Source organism: Streptomyces fradiae, from assembly GCF_041270065.1.
GTDB lineage: Bacteria > Actinomycetota > Actinomycetes > Streptomycetales > Streptomycetaceae > Streptomyces.
The window spans coordinates 853,255-873,605 of record NZ_CP065958.1; the positions used below are offsets into that span (position 1 = coordinate 853,255).

Annotated in this window: 17 protein-coding genes; 10 read left to right on the plus strand and 7 right to left on the minus strand. The window is 71.9% G+C overall.

Translation table 11 applies throughout. The features are described from left to right. Positions 1-66 precede the first annotated feature (66 nt). Positions 67-888 carry a phosphatase PAP2 family protein gene (locus JAO84_RS03755; protein WP_370410367.1) on the plus strand — a complete coding sequence of 274 codons (822 nt, stop codon included), beginning with the start codon at positions 67-69 and terminating at the stop codon, positions 886-888. Here JAO84_RS03755 and JAO84_RS03760 read toward each other — a convergent pair. From JAO84_RS03760 to JAO84_RS03775, 4 genes are read right to left on the minus strand one after another with little or no spacing between them, the layout of a single operon-like run. Then, the gene (locus tag JAO84_RS03760; RefSeq protein WP_370410368.1) at positions 851-1,711 is read right to left on the minus strand and encodes a ketose-bisphosphate aldolase; all 861 of its coding nucleotides are present in this window, start codon (positions 1,709-1,711) and stop codon (positions 851-853) included. The two genes, JAO84_RS03755 and JAO84_RS03760, sit on opposite strands and share 38 nt — an antisense overlap. A 9-nt stretch (positions 1,712-1,720) precedes the next feature. Next, a complete protein-coding gene (locus JAO84_RS03765) occupies positions 1,721-2,665 on the minus strand; it encodes a 1-phosphofructokinase family hexose kinase (RefSeq protein ID WP_370410370.1) in 945 nt (314 codons plus the stop codon). Next, entirely contained in the window at positions 2,662-3,645 is a 984-nt protein-coding gene (locus tag JAO84_RS03770) for an ROK family protein (RefSeq protein ID WP_370410372.1), read from the minus strand. The genes JAO84_RS03765 and JAO84_RS03770 overlap by 4 nt, the downstream gene beginning before the upstream one ends. Beyond that, positions 3,642-4,514: an SIS domain-containing protein gene (locus JAO84_RS03775; RefSeq protein WP_370410374.1), complete on the minus strand. Its 873-nt coding sequence runs from the start codon at positions 4,512-4,514 to the stop codon at positions 3,642-3,644. Before JAO84_RS03775 ends, JAO84_RS03770 begins: the two co-directional genes overlap by 4 nt. Positions 4,515-4,702: 188 nt before the next feature. On the opposite strand from JAO84_RS03775, the gene JAO84_RS03780 reads away from it, so the two are divergent. Beyond that, a complete protein-coding gene (locus JAO84_RS03780; protein WP_265866995.1) occupies positions 4,703-5,488 on the plus strand; it encodes a DeoR/GlpR family DNA-binding transcription regulator in 786 nt (261 codons plus the stop codon). Between the two features lie 22 nt (positions 5,489-5,510). Here the strand turns inward: JAO84_RS03780 and JAO84_RS03785 are convergent, their stop codons facing one another. Genes JAO84_RS03785 through JAO84_RS03795 form a run of 3 tightly spaced genes read right to left on the minus strand, consistent with a single transcriptional unit; the run spans position 5,511 to position 8,571 of the window. After that, positions 5,511-6,386: a carbohydrate ABC transporter permease gene (locus JAO84_RS03785; RefSeq protein ID WP_370410376.1), complete on the minus strand. Its 876-nt coding sequence runs from the start codon at positions 6,384-6,386 to the stop codon at positions 5,511-5,513. Beyond that, positions 6,383-7,267: a carbohydrate ABC transporter permease gene (locus tag JAO84_RS03790; protein ID WP_370410377.1), complete on the minus strand. Its 885-nt coding sequence runs from the start codon at positions 7,265-7,267 to the stop codon at positions 6,383-6,385. The genes JAO84_RS03785 and JAO84_RS03790 overlap by 4 nt, the downstream gene beginning before the upstream one ends. Positions 7,268-7,314: 47 nt before the next feature. After that, positions 7,315-8,571 (minus strand): extracellular solute-binding protein, encoded by a 1,257-nt coding sequence (locus JAO84_RS03795; RefSeq protein WP_370410380.1) that lies wholly within the window; start codon positions 8,569-8,571, stop codon positions 7,315-7,317. A gap of 342 nt (positions 8,572-8,913) precedes the next feature. Here JAO84_RS03795 and JAO84_RS03800 point away from each other — a divergent pair, with 342 nt between their 5' ends. From JAO84_RS03800 to merB, 8 genes are all read left to right on the plus strand, one after another. Beyond that, positions 8,914-12,024 carry a TIM-barrel domain-containing protein gene (locus JAO84_RS03800; protein ID WP_370410382.1) on the plus strand — a complete coding sequence of 1,037 codons (3,111 nt, stop codon included), beginning with the start codon at positions 8,914-8,916 and terminating at the stop codon, positions 12,022-12,024. A 302-nt stretch (positions 12,025-12,326) separates the two neighbouring features. Further along, complete coding sequence (locus JAO84_RS03805; RefSeq protein ID WP_370410384.1) at positions 12,327-12,929, plus strand: TetR/AcrR family transcriptional regulator; 603 nt, start codon at positions 12,327-12,329, stop codon at positions 12,927-12,929. A 118-nt stretch (positions 12,930-13,047) separates the two neighbouring features. Continuing rightward, positions 13,048-13,971 carry a TauD/TfdA dioxygenase family protein gene (locus JAO84_RS03810; protein WP_370410385.1) on the plus strand — a complete coding sequence of 308 codons (924 nt, stop codon included), beginning with the start codon at positions 13,048-13,050 and terminating at the stop codon, positions 13,969-13,971. Positions 13,972-14,060: 89 nt separating this feature from the next. After that, positions 14,061-15,377 carry an MFS transporter gene (locus JAO84_RS03815; RefSeq protein ID WP_370410387.1) on the plus strand — a complete coding sequence of 439 codons (1,317 nt, stop codon included), beginning with the start codon at positions 14,061-14,063 and terminating at the stop codon, positions 15,375-15,377. A gap of 41 nt (positions 15,378-15,418) precedes the next feature. Next, entirely contained in the window at positions 15,419-17,182 is a 1,764-nt protein-coding gene (locus JAO84_RS03820) for an aldehyde dehydrogenase family protein (RefSeq protein ID WP_370410388.1), read from the plus strand. A 29-nt stretch (positions 17,183-17,211) separates the two neighbouring features. Continuing rightward, the gene (locus tag JAO84_RS03825) at positions 17,212-18,696 is read left to right on the plus strand and encodes a long-chain fatty acid--CoA ligase (RefSeq protein ID WP_370410390.1); all 1,485 of its coding nucleotides are present in this window, start codon (positions 17,212-17,214) and stop codon (positions 18,694-18,696) included. 275 nt (positions 18,697-18,971) lie between these two features. Continuing rightward, entirely contained in the window at positions 18,972-20,009 is a 1,038-nt protein-coding gene (locus tag JAO84_RS03830) for a PP2C family protein-serine/threonine phosphatase (RefSeq protein WP_370410392.1), read from the plus strand. A gap of 6 nt (positions 20,010-20,015) precedes the next feature. Next, complete coding sequence (merB, locus tag JAO84_RS03835; RefSeq protein WP_370416649.1) at positions 20,016-20,348, plus strand: organomercurial lyase; 333 nt, start codon at positions 20,016-20,018, stop codon at positions 20,346-20,348. Positions 20,349-20,351: the final 3 nt, after the last annotated feature.

Here is a 20,351-nt window from a genome sequence, read left to right on the forward strand (position 1 = left end):
GGCGCGTGACATGTCGACCATCGCGGCGATTACACGTGTAATTTCCCAGCCAGGCAGAGGAATCACATGCCCCACGCCTCCCTCACAGCGCCGGAGACCGCCGGCCCGGTCCGGCGCCGTCTCACCCCCGGTCTTCCGACCACCGGCACCGCGCTGCTCGGTGCGGCGCTCGCCGCCGCGGCGGCCCTGGTCTGCGTGATCGTCACGACCGGCACCGCCCGTCCACGCCTGCAAAGTCTGGACGAGCGGTGGCTCACCTGGATGGGCGGCCCGCACGCCGGCGTCCCGCTGGCGGCCGCGACCGTACTCGACCGGTTCGGAGGCCCCGCCGGGGCGATCGTGCCGCTCGCCCTGGTGGCCGTCCTGTGCGTGCGGCGACGCTGGTGGTCGTCGCTGTACTTCCTCACCGCCTACCTCGGCGGCAGTGCGCTCGTCGTCCAGCTCCTCAAGCACGCGGTGGACCGCCCCCGCCCCGCCGGACCCCTGGTCCGGGTGGACCACGGCTCCTTTCCCTCCGGACATGCCTTCGGTGCGGCCCTGCTCGTCGTCCTCGTCGGCGCGCTGTTCGTGTCTCGCGCCCGCAGACCCCTGTGGTGGGCGCTCGGCGCCCTGTTCACGACGGCGATGATGTGGTCCCGCACCTGGCTCCACGCCCACTGGCTCAGCGACACCGTCGCCGGAGCCCTGGCCGGCTCCGCCACCGGCCTGCTGCTGTGGTGCGCGTTCGCTCCCCTCCTACGGCGCGAGGCGAGCCGCCCCGGCCGGCCGCGCCGCTGCCGACTTCGGCCGGCTGTCAGACGGACCGCCCCCGCACCCGGCACGCCGGACGACAGCGGCCCGCCTCGGCCCGTCACCGGGCCGGCGTCGCGGACGCGGTCTGAGCTCTGAGCACGCCGAGCAGCCGCGTCACCTCACCGGCCATCGCCGTGCGTCCCGCGCCGAGGTAGCGGCGGGTGTCGACCAGCGACGGGTCGCTGTCGAGCACCTCGCGCGCGGCCGTGGTGAAGATCCGGTTCAGGTGGGTGGCGAGATTGACCTTGGTCATGCCGTGGTCGACGGCGGCGGTCAGCGCGTCGTCCGCGGCGCCGGAGGAGCCGTGCAGGACCAGCGGTACGGGGACGGCTTCGCGCAGCGCGCGGATCAGGTGGAAGTCCAGGACCGCGTCGCGGGTGCGCATGGCGTGGGAGGTGCCCACGGCCACGGCGAGCGCGTCCACTCCGGTGGCCGCGACGAACGCCGCGGCCTCGGCCGGGTCGGTGCGGGCACCGGGGGCGTGGACGCCGTCCTTGCCGCCGACCTCGCCGAGCTCGGCCTCCACCCAGACCCCGGCCGCGTGGCAGTGGGCGGTGATCGCCTCGGTGGCCCGGAGGTTCTCCTCGTACGGGAGCACCGAGGCGTCGTACATGACGGAGGTGAAACCGAGTTCCACGGCCTCGTGGACCAGGGCGTCGGAGGTCGCGTGGTCGAGGTGGACCGCGACCGGGACCCGGGCGACGCGGGCGACGGCCAGGGTCGCCGGGCCGATGGCCTGGAGGCCGCCGTGGTAGCGGGCCGCGTTCTCGCTGATCTGGAGGATGACCGGCGCGCCGGCGGCTTCCGCGCCGGCCGTGATCGCCTGGGCGTGTTCGAGCTGGATGACGTTGAAGGCGCCCACGCCGTGGCCGGCGCGCGCGGCGGGGGTGACGATGTCCCCCGTACTGACGAGAGGCATGACGGTTCCTTACGAGAGGGCCGGGAGGGGCGGGAGGGGCGGAAGGGGGTGCACGTCCACCGCATCGCGAAGGCGCCGGTGGACGGTGGGGTCGAACGAGCCCGCCAGCGGGGCGGCGACGGTGGCGGCCGAGAGCGCCACCGCCTCGGCGAGCCGCCGCGGCCAGGAGACGCCGGCCGCCAGGCCCCGGGCCAGGGCGGCGACCGCCGCGTCGCCGGCGCCGGTCGGGTTGCCGCGCAGCCGCTCGGGCGGCACGGCGCGCCAGGCGCCCTCCGGGGTGACGGCGAGGAGGCCGTCCGGGCCGAGGGAGGCGACCACGGCTTCGGCGCCGGCGGCGCGCAGGGCCTCGGCCGCCCGGTGGGGGTCCGACTCGCCGGTGGCCTCGGCCAGTTCGTCGGCGTTCGGCTTGACGAGGGCCGGGCCCGCCGGAAGGGCGGCGCGGAGCGCCGGGCCGCTGGTGTCGAGGACCGCCGGGACGGCCCGGGCCCGGGCGGCGTGGACGAGGGTCGCGTACGCGTCCTCGGGCAGGCCGGGCGGAAGGCTGCCGGAGAGCACGACGACCGTGGCCCGTTCGACGCACGCCGCGAAATCGGCGAGGAAGCTCCGCCATTCCTCGGGCCGGACGACGGGGCCCGGTTCGAGGAGCGTCGTCGTGTCGCCGGTGTGCTCGTCCACCACGGCCACCGTGCGGCGGGTCTCGCCGTCGACGGGCGTGAGGAGCTCCGGGAGTTCCGCCCGGCACAGTTCGCGCCGTACCGCCTCGCCGGTCGGTCCGCCGGCCAGGCCGGTGACGAGCGTGGGGAGGCCCAGGGTGTGCAGGACGCGCGACACGTTGACGCCCTTGCCGCCCGCCCGGGCACCGACCTCGCGGACCCGGTGTGCGGAGTGGGGGCGGAGGCGGTCGACGCGGTGGGTGATGTCGAGGGCCGGATTGAGGGTGACGGTGACGATCACGGTCCTGTCACCTCCCGTTCCAGGAGGTCATGGGCGAGCAGCGCCGCGCCCATGCAGCCGGCCCGGTCGCCGAGCCGGGCCTCGGTGACCTCCGGTACCGCCTGGAAGGTCAGCCGGTGCGCGAGGGCCTCGCGCAGGGGCGCCAGGTAGGCCTCCCCCGCGCGGGCCAGGCCTCCGCCGACGACGACGCGCTCGGGGTCGTACAGCGTGACCGCCGTCGCCAGGGCGTCGGCGAGCGCCTCGATCGCCTCGGTCCAGATCCCGGCGGCCACGTCGTCGCCGGCGTCGGCGCGGCGCTGCACCTCCCGGGCGGTGATGCCGTGCCAGCCGGTGGCACGAACGTAGCGGCGGGCGATGGCCGCGGCCGACGCCACCGTCTCCAGACAGCCGCGTCCTCCGCAGCGGCAGCGTTCGCCGCCGGGCCGGACGACGACATGGCCGAGTTCGCCGGCCCGGCCGTGCCCGCCGGTGAGCGCGCGGCCGCGCCGGAACGCGGCGGCGGCGATGCCCGTACCGACCGGCACGAACAGGAAGTCGGCGCAGCCGCGGCCGGCGCCGACGCGCGCCTCGGCCAGTCCCCCGGCGCGTACGTCGTGGCCGAAGGCGACGGGGAGACAGAGGTGTTCGGCCAGCCAGTCCTGGACGGGTACGTCGGCCCAGCCGAGGTTGCCCGCGAGGACGGCGAGGCCCGATTCCTCGTCGACGAGGCCGGGGACGACGATCCCGGCCGCGTCCGCGTCCGGGCACCGCCCGGCGAGTTCTTCGGCGCAGGCGAGGACGGTCTCCAGGACCGCCTCGGGGCCGCGGTCGGCGCGCGTGTACCAGCGGTCGGTGTGTTCGAGGGTGGTGGCGCCTTCGGTGAGGGTGCCGCCCTTGATGGAGGTGCCGCCGACGTCCAGGGCGATGACCGTCCGTGCGGCGGTCCTCGCGGAGGTGCCTCTGGCGCCCACGCTGCTTCCGGTGCCCGCGGCGGTGGTCATGAGCCGGTGAGGACGATGGAGCGGGTGAGGTTGCGCGGCTTGTCGGGGTCGAGGCCCCGGCGTTCGGCGAGGGCGACGGCCAGGCGCTGGGCGCGGATCAGGTCGGCGAGCGGGTCGCCGGGGGACGCCGTGAGGTACGCGCCGGTCGCGCGGACCTGGTCGGCCAGGCCGGCCGGCGGCTCGCCGAAGAACCACACGACCGTGCCGGGGCCGCTGACGCTGATGGGGCCGTGTCGGTACTCCATGGCCGGGTACGACTCCGTCCACGATCCGGAGGCCTCGCGCAGCTTCAGCGCCGCCTCGTGGGCCAGGCCGGTGGTCCAGCCCGTGCCGAGGAACGTGAACTGACCGGCGGTCAGGAGCTCCTCGGGCAGCCGGGACGCCAGGGCGTCGTCGGCCTGCCGCAGCAGGTCCTGCGGTACGGGGCCGAGGCTCGCGCGCAGCAGGAGGAGCGCGGTCGTGGCGAAGCGGGTCTGCACGACGGAGCGTTCGTCGGCGAAGGACAGGTCCACGACGGTGCCGGCGGCGTCCTTGACGGGCGTGCCGAGATCGCCGGTCAGTGCCACCGTCGCGCTGTCGCCGGCCCGTTCGAGGGCGTCGAGGACCTCGGTCGTGGTGCCGGAGCGGGTGATGGCGACGACCCGGTCGTAGCGGCGCGCGGCAGGGAAGTCGGAGGCGGCGAACGCGTCCGTCTCCCCGAGCCCGGCGCCCTCGCGCAGCGCCGCGTACGCCTGCGCCATGTACAGCGAGGTGCCGCAGCCCACGACCGCGACCCGCTCACCGGCCTGCGGCAGCCCGGCCGGCCGGGTCTCCAGGGCCCGGCGCCAGCACGAGGGCTGCTCGGCTATTTCCACCTCGACGTGACTCACAGGGCCTCCCAGAAGGTGCGTCGGCCGGTCTACGCCCAGCCGAATGATTGAACATGACTCGTTTATAGCTTCTTCGATCAGCTTTGAGCAACCATGCGCAGGGGTTGATCACGCAACTGCGAACCGGGATACCCTCGGCTCCTGCAAGTCATGTCGCGAGGCGACATCACGAGACGAGGAGAACGGCGATGGCCACGCACGAGCGGTGGACGCGGCTGCTCGACGCTCTGAGCGAGCGCGGCAGCATCGAGGTCGGCGAGGCGGCCGAACTGCTGGACGTCTCCCCCGCCACCGTGCGCCGCGACCTGGAGGAGCTGGCCCGTCAGCAGCTGCTCACCCGCACCCGCGGCGGGGCGGTGCTGTCCGGCGTCACGTACGACCTGCCGCTGCGGTACAAGACGGCGCGCAAGGCCGACGAGAAGCACCGCATCGCCCGGGCTGCCGCCGCGCTCATCCCGCCCGGCGCGGTCGTCGGGCTCAACGGCGGCACCACGACGTCCGAGGTGGCGCGCGAGCTGGCGACCCGGGCCGACCTGGCCGAGCACGGTGGGGCCACGGCGCTGACGATCGTGACCAACGCCGTGAACATCGCGAACGAGCTGGCGGTCCGCCCGTACGTGAAGACCGTGGTGACCGGCGGGGTCGCCCGCCCCCAGTCGTACGAGCTGACCGGCCCGCTGGCGACGGCGGTGCTCCAGGGCCTCTCGCTGGACTACGCGATCCTCGGCGTCAACGCCGTCGACCCGCGCTTCGGCGCCGCCACTCACGACGAGGGCGAGGCCAGCGCCAACCGCGCCATGGCCGAACGGGCGGAGAAGGTGATCGTGGTCGCCGACTCCACCAAGCTCGGCCAGCGCGCGTTCGCCCGGGTCTGCACGATCCCCGAGATCGACACCCTGGTCACCGACCACGACGCCCCGGACGAGCTGGTCGAGCAGCTCACGGCGCAGGGCGTCGACGTCCACTGCGTGTAGGGCAACACACAGGGGACCGGACCTACTTGACCGAGCCGGCCGTCAGCCCGGACACCACATGGCGCTCGATGACCGCGAACAGCACGATCACCGGCACGATGGCCACCAGCGACGCGGCGAACACCTGGTTCCACTGCACGCTGTAGGCGCCGATCATGTTGTTGATGCCGACGGTGAGGGGCTGCCGCTCGGGTGAGGTGGTGAGCGTCAGACCCATGATGAACTCGTTCCACGCCGCGATGAAGGTGAAGATCACGGCGGTGACGATGCCGGGCATGGCGAGCGGCAGGGTCACCCGGAACAGCGCGCGGGCCCGGCCGCAGCCGTCCATCATCGCGGCCTCCTCCAGCTCGACGGGGATCGAGCCGATGTAGGCGCTGATGATCCAGACCGCGAAGGCGAGGTTAAAGGCCGCGTTGGCCACCATCAGGACCGTCGTCGTGTCCAGCATCCCGAGGGCGTGGAACTCCCGGTAGAGACCCACCTGGAGCGCCGTCGGCTGGAACATCTGGGTGACGAGCACGAGCAGCAGGAAGGCGGTGCGGCCCCGGAACCGGACCCTCGCCGTGTAGTACGCGGCGGGCAGCGCCACAAGGAGGACGAGCAGTGTCGAACCGGCCGCGATCAGCAGGGTGTTGCCCAGGTTCTGGCCCAGCGTGGTGTCGCTCCACACCCGGGTGAAGGCCGACCAGTCGAAGTGCGCGGGCAGATAGGCGTTGTCGCGCAGCTCGTCGGCCGGCCGCGCGGCCGTGATCACCATCTGGACGTACGGCAGCAGGAAGAGCGCGGCCAGCGCCCAGGCGATGACGGTGAGCAGCACGGTCTTCGTACGGGGGCGGGGACGGGCGCGGGGGCTGGGACGAGGACGGGGGTCGGGGCGAAGGGTCACCGTGCTCATCGGTCCGTCTCCTTCCAGCCGCTGACCTTGAGGAAGACCAGGACCATGACGATGACGGCGGCGAAGTTGACCACCGACAGGGCGGCCGACTCGGCCACGTCGTAACTGCGCAGCATGTACATGAAGACCGTGGTGGTGGCGGTGTCGGCGTTGGGGCCGCCCTGGGTCATGCCCCAGATGATGGGGAACGAGTTGAAGACGTTGATCAGGTTGATCACCAACGCCACCAGGAACGCCGGCCGCAGCAGCGGCAGCGTGATCCGGAGGTACGTCTGCGGGCGCGAGGCGCCGTCGACGCGGGCCGCCTCGTACACCTCGCCGGGGACCGTCTGGAGCCCGGCGAGCAGCGTGTACGTGGTGAAGGGCAGGGAGACGAAGACGGCGACGGCCACCAGCCACGGCTTCGCGTGCGCCGCGTCGCCGGTCCACGCCTCGGCCGAGTCGATCAGACCGAGGTCGAGGAGGAGCCGGTTGAGGACGCCGGCGACCTGGTCGAGCATCCAGCGGAAGCCGATGGCGGTCATCAGGACGGAGGCCGCCCAGGGCGCGATGAGCGCCCAGCGGGTGATCCGGCGGCCCGGGAAGCGCTGGTTGAACAGCTGGGCCAGGGCCAGCGAGATCAGCATGGTCAGCGCGACGACGGCGACCGTCCATACGGCGGTCCAGGTCAGGACGTCGGGGAGCCGGGGGTCGGCGAACAGTTTGCGGTACTTGTCGAGCCCGGCCGGCCCCTGGTCCACGCCGGAGGTGTCGATCCTCCGCAGCGAGGTGCGGATCATCTCGACGACCGGCCAGACGACGACGGCCAGGATGAGCAGGACGGAGGGCGCGATCCAGGGCAGGGCGCCGAGGCGCGTACGGGGTGGGGTGCTGGTGGACACGGGCGTTCTCGTTTCGGAGGTACGTGCGGAGGTACGGCCTCGGACCGTCACCGCCCCGCCTGCTCGGCCGCCTGCTGGAGGGCGTCGAGGCCCTTCTGCGGGTCGTCGAGGGCGCTGCCGATCTGGGTCTTGATCTGGGCGGAGACGCCGGGCCAGGTCGGGTCGCTGAGCGGGTAGAAGGTCGCGGTCGGCAGGATCTCGAGGAAGGGCTTGAGCTCCTTCCTCGCGGGGTCCTCGACGAGCGCGGCGCGGGCCGACTGGGTCACGGGCAGCAGGTTGTAGGTCTTGGCGAACCTGACCGTGTTCTCCTTGCCGTACGCGAAGTCGAGGAAGGCCTTGATCTCCTTCTTGTGGCCGCCCTTCTTGAAGGCCATGACCCAGTCGGCGACACCGAGGGTGCTGGGGCTCTTCTGCTGCGCGCCCGGCATCGCGGTCCAGGTGACGTCCATGCCCTTGAGCTCGGCGAGCTGGCCGGGGAAGCCGTTGAGCATGCCGACCTTGCCGGAGGCGAAGTTCTTGGTGAGGTCGGTGCGGTTGACGGCGGCCGGGCTCTTCTCCGTGAGGCCCGCGTCGACCCACTTCTTGAGCTGGGTGAACGTCTCCACGTTGGCGGAGGAGTCGATCGCGTACGTGCCGCTGGAGTTCTGGTAGCCGCCGCCGTTGCCCATCATCCAGATGAACGCCTCGGCCTGGGCCTCCTCCTTGCCGAGCGGGACGCCGAGGGGCACCTCGACACCGGCCTTCTTGAGCGCGGTCGCGGCGGCGGTGACCTCCGCCCAGGTCTGCGGCGGCTTCCTGGGATCGAGGCCGGCCTTGCGGAAGAGCGCGTTGTTGATGAGGAACATCCGGGCGCTCGAGACGAACGGGATGCCGTACCGGGTGTCGTCCTGGGCGCCGGCGTCGGCCATGGCCGGGATGAGGTCGCCTTCGGTGGAGACCGAGAGCACCTCCGGGACGGAGTACAGCAGGCCGCTCTTGGCGAAGTCGGCGTAGCCGCCGGTCTGGAGGACGTCCGGCTGGTTCCCGTTCTGGACCATGGTCTTGACCTGGGCGTCGATGTCGTTCCAGTTGATCACCCGGAGGTCGACCTTGATCTTGGGGTTCTTCTGCTCGAACGCCTTGATCACGTCCTGCCAGTAGGCCTGGCTGGGGTTGTCGCCGTTGGAGCCGTAGTCGGCCGCGACGAACGTGAGCGTGGTGACCCCGTCCGCGCCGGCCGAGGCACCGGATCCGCCCCCGCACGCCGTGAGCAGGAGCGCGCCGACGACCGCGGCGGTGGACAGGGTGAGAAGACGTCGCTTCATGGCAACTACCGCCTGGTTCACGAGATGAGAGGTTGACGCGCGAAACTGATCAGGTCGGCGCGTATTGCTCAACTTAGAGCACTCAACCTGCACCGTGTCACCCGAGAGCCCCGCTCGGTTATGGACTTGTGACCACGAAGTCGAGGCCGAGACTTCGTGCGCAGATCTGATTGCTTTTGATTGCCGAGCGCACTAAGCGCGCACTTGACGTCATTCGACGGCGGCTGCTGTCATGTCGCGACCACTCTCGGCAGTGTCGGCGAGCGAAAGGCGACAGCGATGCGAGCACGCTCTTCAGTACGGATCAGGGGCCGAGGGCGGCGACCAGCCGTCCTCGGCCTGGTGGTGGCCCTGATGGCGGCGGTCTTCTCCGTCGCGGGACCGGTGTCGTCGGCCGCGGCGGCGACCGCCGGGGACGCCACGGGGGTCAGTCAGACCGGCAACACCTTCACCATCAGCACCTCGACGGCGGCGAAGGCCCGGATCCAGGTGGCCCGCCAGGACATCTTCCGGATCTGGCTGTCGCCGAACGGCGGTTTCACGGACGACCCGGCGGGCAACGCCCTCGCGATCGACACCGACTTCGGCGCGGTGACCACGAGCGTCACGGACGCCGGCACGTACTACAGGATCGCCACTCCCGCCCTGAACATCCGGGTCAACAAGTCCCCGCTGCGCTTCTCGGTCTACCGCGCCGACAACGCCACGCTCGTGTGGTCCGAGTCCCAGCCGCTCTCCTGGACCGGCACGCAGGCCAGCCAGTACCTCACCCAGGGCGCCGACGAGCAGTTCTACGGCACGGGCCTGCGGCTCGGCGAGTGGGCGCTGCGCGGCAAGACCGTGCCCGTCTCCGGCAGCAACAAGTGGCTGGAGAACCACAACGCGAGCCCCGCGCCCTTCTACATGTCGACCAACAACTACGGCGTCATGCGGAACACCTGGGCACCGGGCACGTACAGCTTCGGGGCGCCGGGCACGTTCACGCACAACGAGAACCGGTTCGACGCCTGGTACTTCGTCGCCGACTCCCTCAAGGGCGTCCTGGACGCGTACACGGACGTGAGCGGCAAGCCGTTCCTGGCGCCGATGTGGGGCTTCGAGCTCGGCAACGCCGACTGCTGGAACGCCTCGAACCCCGACTACACCGGCGACCACGACCGGCTCCGTCACCAGACCACTCCCGACGTGGTCGGCTACGCGAACGACGCGCGCGCCGCCGACATGCCGTCGGGCTGGTTCCTGCCCAACGACGGTTACGGCTGCGGCTACACCGCGCCCCTGAAGAGCACGGTCGACGCCCTGAAGGCCAAGGGCTTCCAGACCGGCCTGTGGACCTCGACCGGCCTGTCCGGCATCGCCGACGAGGTCGGCACCGCCGGTTCGCGCGGGGTGAAGACCGACGTCGCCTGGATCGGCGGCGGCTACAAGTACGCCTTCGACGGCGTCCAGCAGGCGGTCGACGGCATCGAGAAGAACTCCGACGCCCGCCGCTACGTCTGGACGGTCGACGGCTGGGCCGGCACGCAGCGCAACGCCATCGTCTGGACCGGCGACACGCCGGGCACCTGGGACGCCATGCGCTGGCACGTCCCGGCGATCACCGGCGCGGGCCTGTCCGGCCTCAACTACGCCTCCGGCGACGTGGACGGCATCTTCCAGGGCAGCCCGAAGACGTACGTCCGCGACCTGCAGTGGAAGGCGATGACGCCCGTCTTCATGACGATGTCCGGCTGGGGGCCCACCAGCCCGGAGGCCGGCTACCAGGACAAGCAGCCCTGGCGCTTCGCCGAGCCGTACCTGTCCATCAACCGCACGTACCTCAAGCTGAAGATGCGGATGATGCCGTACTTCTACTCCATGAGCCGGGTGGCGAACGAGACCGGCACGCCGACGCTGCGGGCCATGGTCCTGGAGTACCCGGACGACCCGGTCGCGCGGGGCAACCAGACGAGCGGTCAGTTCATGTCCGGCGACTCGCTCCTGGTGGCTCCCGTGGTGACGGACACGACGAAGCGGGACGGCATCTACCTGCCCGCCGGCACGTGGACGGACTACTGGAGCGGCCGGACGTACAGCGGTCCGGGCTGGCTGAACGGCTACGACGCCCCGCTCGACCGGCTCCCCATGTTCGTCAAGGGCGGCGGGATCGTGCCGATGTGGCCGCAGATGAACCACACCGGCGAGAAGCCGGTCGACACCCTCACGTACGACGTGTACCCGCGCGGCTCGTCGACGTTCACGCTGTACGAGGACGACGGCATCACGCGCCAGTACCAGACCGGCGCGTACGCCAAGCAGAAGGTCGACGTCACGGCACCCGCCTCCGGCACCGGTGACGTGAAGATCAGCGTCGGCGCGAGCACCGGCTCGTACGCGGGCAAGCCCGCCTCGCGCGGCTACGCGTTCACCGTCCACGCGGCCGCCGCCCCCACCGGCGTCACCGTCGACGGCGCGGCCCTGCCGGCGCTGACGTCGAAGGCCGCGTACGACTCCGCCACGACCGGCTGGTACTTCGACCCGGCCGACCGTTCCGGCACCCTGTGGGTCAAGACGGGCTCGAAGTCGGGCGCGTTCACGGTCACCGCGTCCGGCGTGACGCTGCTCCCGGCCACCGAGGTCCCCGCCACGGGCACGCCGATCTCCAAGTCCGCCTGGACGATCGCGTACGCCGACAGCCAGGAGACGGCGTACGAGGACGGGGCCGCCGCGAACGCCATCGACGGCGACCCGGCCACCAAGTGGCACACCGCCTACTCCGGCGGCACGGCCGCACAGCTCCCCCACGAGGTCCAGATCGACCTCGGGGCGCGCTACGACGTCGACAGCCTGTCGTACCTGCCGCGGCAGGACGGCGGGAGCAACGGGCGCATCGGGTCGTACGAGGTGTACGTCTCCGACACCACCGCGAGCTGGGGCAGCCCGGTCGCGACCGGCACCTGGGCCGACAGCGCCACGGAGAAGAAGGCCTCCTTCGCGCCGAAGACGGGACGCTACCTGCGCCTGAAGGCCCTCAGCGAGGCCGGCGACAGCGGCCCGTGGACCAGCGCCGCCGAGATCTCCGCGACCGGCCTGGCCACCCCGCTCCCGTCGAACGCGACGCTGGTCAACGGGGCTTCGGGCACCTGCGTGGACCTGCCGTACAGCGCCACGGCCCCCGGCACGCAGCCGACGCTGTACGCCTGCCACGGCGGCGCCAACCAGCGCTGGACGTTCACCGCGGCCGGCGCCCTGACCGGCAAGGACGGCGTCTGCCTCGACGGCTCCGGCACCACCGTGACCGTCCAGGCCTGCAACGGCTCGGCCGGTCAGAAGTGGCAGCTCGGCGCGCAGGCGACGATCACCAGCGGCGGACGCTGCCTGGCCCCGGTCGGATCGGGCACGGCCAACGGCACGAAGCTGACGCTCGCCACCTGCTCGGGCGCGGCGGCCCAGCGCTGGACGCCGACCGCCTGACGACCGACACCTGAGGGGAGCTGCGCCCCCGACCGGCATCGGTCGGGGGCGCAGCCATGAGGTTCCTGAGGCCTCCGGAGGTGGCCCGGGTGATGAGGAACGACAGGGCTGCCGCGGCGACTGGAGCGCCGCGTAGAAGATGACCATGTTGCAGCCGGTCCACTCCCGGGGCAAGGGGTGGCCGAGCAGGTCGAGCTGGGCGCCGGCCGAGTCGAGCGCGTTGATCACCGGGCTGACCGGGGGTGTAGAGGTACGTCCAGATCAGGGCGGCGAGCAAGCCCGTAGGCCCGTAGGCTCGGGGAATGGTCGAGAAGCGGGTACGGAGCGAGGGGCGGGGACCGGGTCGCCCGCGTGACGAGCGGGTCGACATCGCGGTCCTCGACGCGGTGGTCGCCCTGGTGGCCGAGGGCGGCCTGGCCGCCGTCACCATGGACGCGGTGGCCCTGCGGGCCGGGGTCGGCAAGATGACCATCTACCGCCGCTGGCCCACCAAGCAGGACCTGCTGATCGCCGCCGCCGAGTCCCGGGTCGGTCCGCTGTCCGTGCCGGACCTGGGGGACTTCCGCGCCGAGCTGAGGGTCGTACTCGAAACGCGCCTGAAGGTGTACCGGGAGCCGGGGATCGATCGACTGCTTGCCGGCGTGATCGGCGCGGCGGCCGAGGCCGACGCCGTACGCACCGCCTACGGCGCCTACTCCGCCCGGGGCATGGGCGAGACGCGGCGCATCCTGGAGCGCGGGATCGCCCGCGGGGACGTGCGGCCGGACATCGACGTCCGCGCGGTGGCCACGATGGTGGCCGCACCGCTGGTGTTCCGGCTGGTCGGCGAGATGGAGGCGCCCGACGGCGCACTCGTGGACACGGTGGTGGAACTCGTGTCGCGGGCCGTGGCCGCGAGCGACTGACCAGAGAACACCTCCCCGCGAAACCTCGGAATTGGTAGGGCCAGACCCCTTGCTCCCGGCCATCTCGATATCGATACTTCCGGTACCGAATTCCTGATCGCCCTCGCGGAGGAACTCCATGGCCACGTCTGCCGCCACCCCCCAGCCGGTCCTCGACAAGCCCCTGCTGCACTACGGCAGCCGGGTTCTGGAGCGCACGGCCCCCGGCGCACCCCGGTCCGAGTACCGGATCCTGGACATCTCACCGCTCACCCCGCACATCGGCGCCGAGATCGGTGGCGTCGACCTGACGCGCCCCATCAGCAAGGAACTGGTCACCGAGCTCCGTCTGGCGCTGTTGGAGTGGAAGGTGATCTTCTTCCGGGACCAGCACGGCTTCACCCCCGAGCACCACCTCGCCCTCGCCGGAGTCTGGGGCGAGCCGGAGGTGAACCCGTTCTTCCCCAAGAGCGAGACGGCCGGCGTCTCGCGGCTCGCCAAGGACGCCATGGCCGTCGGCCAGGAGAACATCTGGCACAGCGACCACTCCTTCATGGCCGCACCCGCTCAGGGCTCGGTCCTGCGCGCGGTCGAGATACCGCCCACGGGCGGCGACACGATGTGGGCGGACATGTACGCCGCCTACGACAACCTCTCGGAGCGTATGAAGGCCCGGATCGAGGGGCTCACCGCGGTGCACGACTGGGTGCCGAGCTGGGGCGCGACGATGACCGAGGAGCAGATCGCGCACTTCCGGCGCTCCCTGCCTCCGGTGGAGCACCCGGTGGTCGTCCGTCACCCGCGGACCGGGCGCAAGCTGCTCTACGTCAACGAGCCCTTCACCACGCGCATCGTCGGCCTGTCGGAGGACGAGAGCCGCGAGCTGCTCGACACGCTCGTGCTCCAGGCCCGGATCCCCGAGTACCAGGTGCGCTTCCGCTGGCAGCCGGACTCGATCGCGATCTGGGACAACATCGCGGTCCAGCACTACGCGATCAACGACTACTACCCGCAGCGCCGGGTCATGGAGCGGATCGCCGTCGCGGGCGTGCCGCTGTCCTGACCGCCCGCCGCCGTATCACTTCTCTCTCCCCGTAGCGCCTCTACCCCGCAGCATCCCTCCCTCGCCGTCCCGCACCCCCGGAGGTTCCCGTGACCACTGCCGAGACCTCGGCCAGACCGCCACGCACCCGGTACACCAAGGCAGTTCGCGACTCCGGCACCCGCGCCTGGATCGTCACCGGACTCCTCGTGGTCTTCATGATGGTCAACTTCGCCGACAAGGCCGTGTTCGGTCTCGCGGCCGACGAGATCCGGGCCGATCTGGGGCTGTCCGCGACCGAGTTCGGGCTGGCGAACAGCGCGTTCTTCCTGCTGTTCTCGGTGGCCGCCGTCGCCGTGGGACTCCTCGCCGACCGGGTCTCCCCCAAGTGGCTGCTGCTTGCCATGGCGCTGCTCTGGTCGGTGGCCCAGGTGCCGGCCGCCCTGGGCGGCGGCCTCGCCGTGCTCATCGGCACCCGGATCGTGCTCGGCGCAGCCGAGGGGCCCGCGTTCCCGGTCGCCCAGCAGGCCGCGCTGTCGTGGTTCCCCAACCACCGGCGCAATCTGCCGGGGGCCCTGGTCACTCTGGGTGTGACCCTGGGCGTGATCACGGCGGCGCCGGGCCTGACCTGGGTCATCGCCCGTCACGGCTGGCGTGCCGCGCTCTGGGTGCTCGCCGCGGCAGGTCTGCTGTGGGCGGCCGCGTGGCTGGGCTGCGGTGCCGACGGCCACCACCGCGATGCCGCCGCCGACCGGGCCGGCGTCCGGAGCGCCCCCTCGGGCAGGTCCGTGGCATGGGCCGCGTACCGGCGCATCTTCGGCAGCCGTACCTGGATCGGCACCACCGTCGCGTACTTCACCAGCTACTGGGTCGTCGCCCTGATGCTCGTGTGGATGCCGTCCTACCTGAGGAACGGCCTCGGCCACTCGTCGGAGACGGCCGGCAAGCTGGTGGCCGTCCCCTGGGCGCTCGGCGCCGTGGCACTGCTCGCTCAGGCCGCGCTCACCGGGTGGCTGATGCGCCGTGGGGTGAGCAGCCGCTGGGCACGCGGCCGGGTCGGCGCCGGACTTCTCCTCGTCGCCGCACTGTGCTTCCTCGCCGTTCCGTTCGTCGCCGGCACCGGGGCGAAGACGGCGCTGCTCGTGGCCGGCTTCGGCATCGGCGGCTCCTTCGCGACCGTCGCGATCACCACGGTCGCCGAACTCGCCCCGGCCGAGCGGCGCGGCGGCGCGCTCGGCACGATGAACGCGGTCGTGACCACCGCGGGCCTGATCGCCCCGACCGTGGTCGGCCGCATGATCGACAGCCAGGGCGGCAGCGGCTACCAGAACGCCGTCGTGCTCTCGGCCGTCCTGCTCCTGCTGGGCGCCGTCGCGGCCTTCGCCCTCATCGACCCGGCGCGAGATGCCACACCTGCGGACGCCTGACTCCTCCGCCCGCCCCCCCGATCCCCTGAAGGAGCCCGACCATGACCGAACTCGTCGACACCGCCGCGGCGTTGGACCACGCCGTCGCCGAACTGCGGGAGGGCGCCTCGTCCTGGGCCCGCACACCGCTCGCCGAACGCATCGCGCTCCTCGAACGGCTGCTGCCGCGCATCGCCGACGGCGCCGAGAACATGGTGGCGGCCTGCGCCCGGGCCAAGGGCTACGACGCCGGCTCCGCCTGGGCGGCGGAGGACTGGGCGGGTGCGCCATGGGCTCTGGCCCAGACCACAAGCGCCTATCTGCGCGTCCTGCGCCGGGTCGCGGCCGGTGAGGAGCCGATCCCCGCCCGTGCCGTGCACGAGCGGGACGGGCGGACCGTCGTCGACGTCTTCCCGGCGTCGGGGTGGGACAGCCTGCTGCTGAACGGTTTCACCGCGCAGGTGTGGACCCGGCCCGGCACGACCGCGGACGGGGTACGAAGCCGGGCGGCGGGCCCGTACCGCGGCAGGCCCGTCGACGCCGGTGTCGCCCTGGTCCTGGGCGCGGGAAACGTCGCGGCGATCACCGCCCTCGACATCCTGCACAAGCTGTACGTCGACGGCCAGGTCGTCATCGCGAAGATGAACCCGGTCAACGCCTATCTCCGCCCCCACTTCGAGCGCGTCTTCGGCGAGTTCACCGAGCGCGGCTGGGTGCGGTTCGTCGACGGCGGCGCGGCGGAGGGCGCCAGGCTCGCCACGCACGAGGGCGTCGACAGCATCCATGTGACGGGCAGCGACCGGACCCACGACGCCATCGTGTGGGGGACGGACGACGAGGCCGAGGCGCGCCGCCGCGCGGACACACCGCTGAACACCAAGCCGTTCAGCAGTGAACTGGGCGGCGTCAGCCCCTGCGTCGTCGTGCCCGGCCCGTGGAGCGCGGCGGACTTCCGCTTCCAGGCCGAGCACATCGTCACCAGCAAGATGAACAACTCCGGCCACAACTGCGTCGCCAGCCAGATCCTCGTAATGCCCCGTGACTGGGACGGCACGGAGCGACTGCTCGACGAGATCCGCCGCGTACTGCGTGAACTCCCGGCCCGCACCGATTACTACCCGGGCGCCGATCAGCGGCTGGGCGCCGTGCGTACGGCGCACCCGGAGGCGGAGTCGTACGGGGACGGCGACTGCCGGATCCTGGTCCCCGACATCGCCACCACCGACGGCGACGGCGACGGCGACGGCAACGGCAACGGCAACGGCAACGGCAACGACATGTTGCTCACCGACGAGGTCTTCGGCAGCGCGCTGGGCGTCGTGCGCCTGCCCGGCGACACCCCGGACGCCTTCCTGGGCGCGGCCGTCGCCTTCGCCAACGACCGTCTTCCCGGAACCCTGGGCGCGACCCTCATCGTGCACCCGAAGACCGAGAGGACCCACCGAACCGCGGTCGAGGACGCCGTGGCCGGCCTGCGGTACGGCACCGTCGGCGTCAACTGCTGGTCAGCGATCGGCTTCCTGCTCGGCTACACCCCGTGGGGCGCCTACCCCGGCCACACCCGGCAGGACATCGGCAGCGGTGTCGGGTTCGTCCACAACGCGTTCATGCTCGCCGACGACGACATCGAGAAGACCGTCCTGCGGGCGCCGTTCGCACCCGCTCCCCGCGGTCTGCTCTCCGGCTCCCCCTCCCTGTCCCCGCGACCGCCCTACTTCGTCACCAACCGCACCGGCGCCGCCACCCTGGCACGGGTCACCCGCTTCACGGCGGCGCCCAGCATCGCCAGACTGCCTGCCATCTTCGCCTCCGCACTCCGCGGCTGAACGCAACGCCCCAGAAGGAGACCCTCCTCGTGAACATCGCCGACTTCCTCAGCCGCAGCGCGGCGGACCACGGCCCTCGCATCGCTGTCGAGCTGGGAGAGGACGCACTGACCTACTCCGAGCTCGACGCCCTCGCCGGCCGGACGGCCGCGTTCCTCAGAGCACAGGGCATCCTGCCCGGTGACCGGGTCGGCATCATGCTGCCCAACACACTGGAATTCCCCGTCCTCTATTACGGTGCGCTGCGCGCCGGCGCCGTCGTCGTCCCGATGAACCCGCTGCTGAAGGCCCGCGAGATCGCCCACTACCTCAAGGACTCCGGCGCGGTGCTGCTGCTCGCGCACGACGGGGTCCTGGGCGCGGCGGTCGAGGGGAAGAGCGCCGCCGGCACGGAGGTCGCGATCGTCCCGATCGCGGACGGGTCGCTCACCGAACTGCTCGCCGACCACCCCGAGTCCGCCCGCGCCGCGGTCGGTGGCGACGAGGACACCGCCGTCATCCTCTACACCTCCGGCACCACGGGCCTGCCCAAGGGCGCCGAGCTCACCCACACCAACCTGGCCCGAAATTCCGAGATCGCCGCACGGTCGCTGTTCCACCTCACCGCCGAGGACGTGGTGCTCGGCTGCCTGCCGCTGTTCCACGCCTTCGGCCAGGCCGTCGCCATGAACACCACCATCAGCGTCGGCGCCCGCTTCACCCTGCTCCCCCGCTTCGAGCCGGCGCTCGCGCTGCGGACCGTCGAGCAGCGGCGGGTCACCCTGTTCGCCGGCGTGCCGACGATGTACGCGGCGATGCTCGGCGTGCACGCCCAGGAGCCCGGCACCCACGACACCTCCGCCCTGCGCCTGTGCGTCTCCGGCGGCGCCTCGCTGCCCGTCGAGGTCCTGCACGGCTTCGAGAAGGCCTTCGGCTGCCCCGTCCTGGAAGGCTTCGGCATGTCCGAGACCTCGCCCGTCGCCTCCTTCAACCATCCGGACCGCCCGCGCAAGGCCGGTTCGATCGGCACTCCGATCGAGGGTGTCGAGATGTGCCTCGTCGATGTGGTCGACGGCGTCGGCGAGCTGTGCGTCCGCGGCCACAACGTCATGAAGGGCTACTGGAACCGCCCGGAAGCCACCGCCGAGACGGTGAGGGACGGCTGGCTGCACACCGGCGACCTCGCCCGCGTCGACGAGGAGGGCTACTACTCCATCGTCGACCGCAAGAAGGACCTCGTCATCCGCGGCGGCTACAACGTCTACCCCCGCGAGATCGAGGAGGTGCTCTACGAGCACCCCGCCGTCGCCGAGGCCGCCGTGATCGGACTGCCCGACGACGTGCTCGGCGAGGAGGTCGCCGCCGCGATCGCCCTGCGCCCCGGCACCTCGGCCACCCCGGAGGAGCTGCGGGACTTCGTCCGCGCCCAGGTCGCCCCGTACAAGTACCCGCGGATCGTCTGGCTGGTCGACGCGCTCCCCAAGGGCGCCACGGGCAAGATCCTCAAGCGGGAGATCGCGGCCACCCGTCCTTGAGGGCGGGGCGACGCCGCCGCCGGCGTGCACGCCGTCTCCGGCGCGAAGGCGTCGGACGCTCCCCGGACGGCAGCACCTGAAGGGCGCCGCTTCCCACCCGCCACACACCGAGATCCTCGCTGGTCAACACGGTGAGGGCGACGACTGCTCACCCGGCAGCAGGCAGCCGGCGCCGATCCGTCAGAGCGCCGTGCCATCGTCACGCGGATATGGTGTGAAATGTGATCGAGTCTGGACGGCCGCGGCTCCGTCGGCTCCCCGGGCCCGGAGGGCTTGTGCGGTTGTCGCCGGTCATCCTGACCATCGCCATTGCCGGCCTGGCCTACGCCACCCCGCCAGACATGGCCTTCAGCCGCCTCCTGCCCGCGGCGCCGGCCCTGGCCGCCTCCATGTGGCCGGTCCTTCCGACCGTGCTGCTCGGGACGGTCTGCCTCCTCCTGATGATCGGCCTCAGCCTCGTCTTCCCCGATCTGGGGACGTGGTGGACAGCCGCGGGGATCATCGCGGTCACCGTGGCCGCCGCGTACGGAAGCCATGTCCGGCTCCAGCGGGAGCGCACCCTCTTCCAGGTACGGCTCGTCGCCGACGCGGCGCAGCAAGTCGTGCTGAGTCCTGTACCGCGCCGCTTTCGGAACGTCGAGATCGAGTCGCTGTACCTCGCGGCCGCGGCGGAGGCCCGCATCGGCGGGGACTTCTACGAGGTCGTCGACACGCCGTACGGCCTCAGGCTGCTCATCGGAGACGTACGGGGCAAGGGCCTGCCGGCCGTGGGGGCGGCCGCGGCCATCGTCAACGCCTTCCGCGAGGCGGCCTACGGCGAGAAGGACATGGTAGACGTCGCGCGCCGGCTGGACGCCAGCAGCACCCGCTACAACGCCGCGTTTCCCCCCGAGGGCCCGATGGAGCGCTTCGCGACCGCCCTTCTCGTCGAGATCCCGCACGAGGGCAGACGTATCGACATCCTCAACTGCGGACACCCCCCGCCGCTGTTCCTCAACCGCGGGAAACTCCGCGTCCTGGAACCCGCCACCCCCTCGCCGCTGCTCAGCCTCGCGGAGCTGATCGGCCATCACTACAACGTCGACACCTACGACTTCACCCCCGGCGACCTGCTGCTCCTCTACACGGACGGGATCGCCGAGACCCGCGCGCGCGACGGCGAGTTCTTCCCGCTGGCAGCCTGGATGCGCGACCAGCCCCCGACACCTCCCCGCGAACTGCTCACGGCCCTTCACCGCGACCTCCTCCGCTACAGCAGAGGACGCCTCGACGACGACATCGCCGCCCTCGCCGTACGCCTGCGCGAGCGCTGAACGCCCATCGGCCTCGAAGCGTCGGTCCGAGAGCATCACCTCGGCCGACCCGTCAGCGGCGCCCTCGTCCAGGTCGAGTTCGCCGGCGGGACGACGTCCTGGAAGCCCGACTCTGCCGTGGTCTTCTCCGGCGCCCCTGTCGACGGCGGAAGCGGCTCGGCAAGGGGCTCAGCAGAGGACGTGTGCTGCGGATACCTGCGGTTCTTCACCGATCGCACCACCGCCGGGCAGTGGGCCCGGCAGCAGACCGGGCTCCGTGGCGCCGTCATGGGCCAGGCGGAAGCCGAGCACCTCGGCGCGCACATCTTCGGCCCCTTGCTGAACACCACGGACCGATAGCCC

What these genes read in the sequence shown, in the direction of transcription:
- JAO84_RS03795 (WP_370410380.1), bottom strand. Translation starts at nt 8,571, where the DNA reads ATGAAGCGACGTCTTCTCACCCTGTCCACCGCCGCGGTCGTCGGCGCG.
- JAO84_RS03770 (WP_370410372.1), bottom strand. Translation starts at nt 3,645, where the DNA reads ATGACCACCGCCGCGGGCACCGGAAGCAGCGTGGGCGCCAGAGGCACC.
- JAO84_RS03810 (WP_370410385.1), top strand. Translation starts at nt 13,048, where the DNA reads ATGGCCACGTCTGCCGCCACCCCCCAGCCGGTCCTCGACAAGCCCCTG.
- JAO84_RS03755 (WP_370410367.1), top strand. Translation starts at nt 67, where the DNA reads ATGCCCCACGCCTCCCTCACAGCGCCGGAGACCGCCGGCCCGGTCCGG.
- JAO84_RS03760 (WP_370410368.1), bottom strand. Translation starts at nt 1,711, where the DNA reads ATGCCTCTCGTCAGTACGGGGGACATCGTCACCCCCGCCGCGCGCGCC.
- JAO84_RS03780 (WP_265866995.1), top strand. Translation starts at nt 4,703, where the DNA reads ATGGCCACGCACGAGCGGTGGACGCGGCTGCTCGACGCTCTGAGCGAG.
- JAO84_RS03805 (WP_370410384.1), top strand. Translation starts at nt 12,327, where the DNA reads ATGGTCGAGAAGCGGGTACGGAGCGAGGGGCGGGGACCGGGTCGCCCG.
- JAO84_RS03820 (WP_370410388.1), top strand. Translation starts at nt 15,419, where the DNA reads ATGACCGAACTCGTCGACACCGCCGCGGCGTTGGACCACGCCGTCGCC.
- JAO84_RS03785 (WP_370410376.1), bottom strand. Translation starts at nt 6,386, where the DNA reads ATGAGCACGGTGACCCTTCGCCCCGACCCCCGTCCTCGTCCCAGCCCC.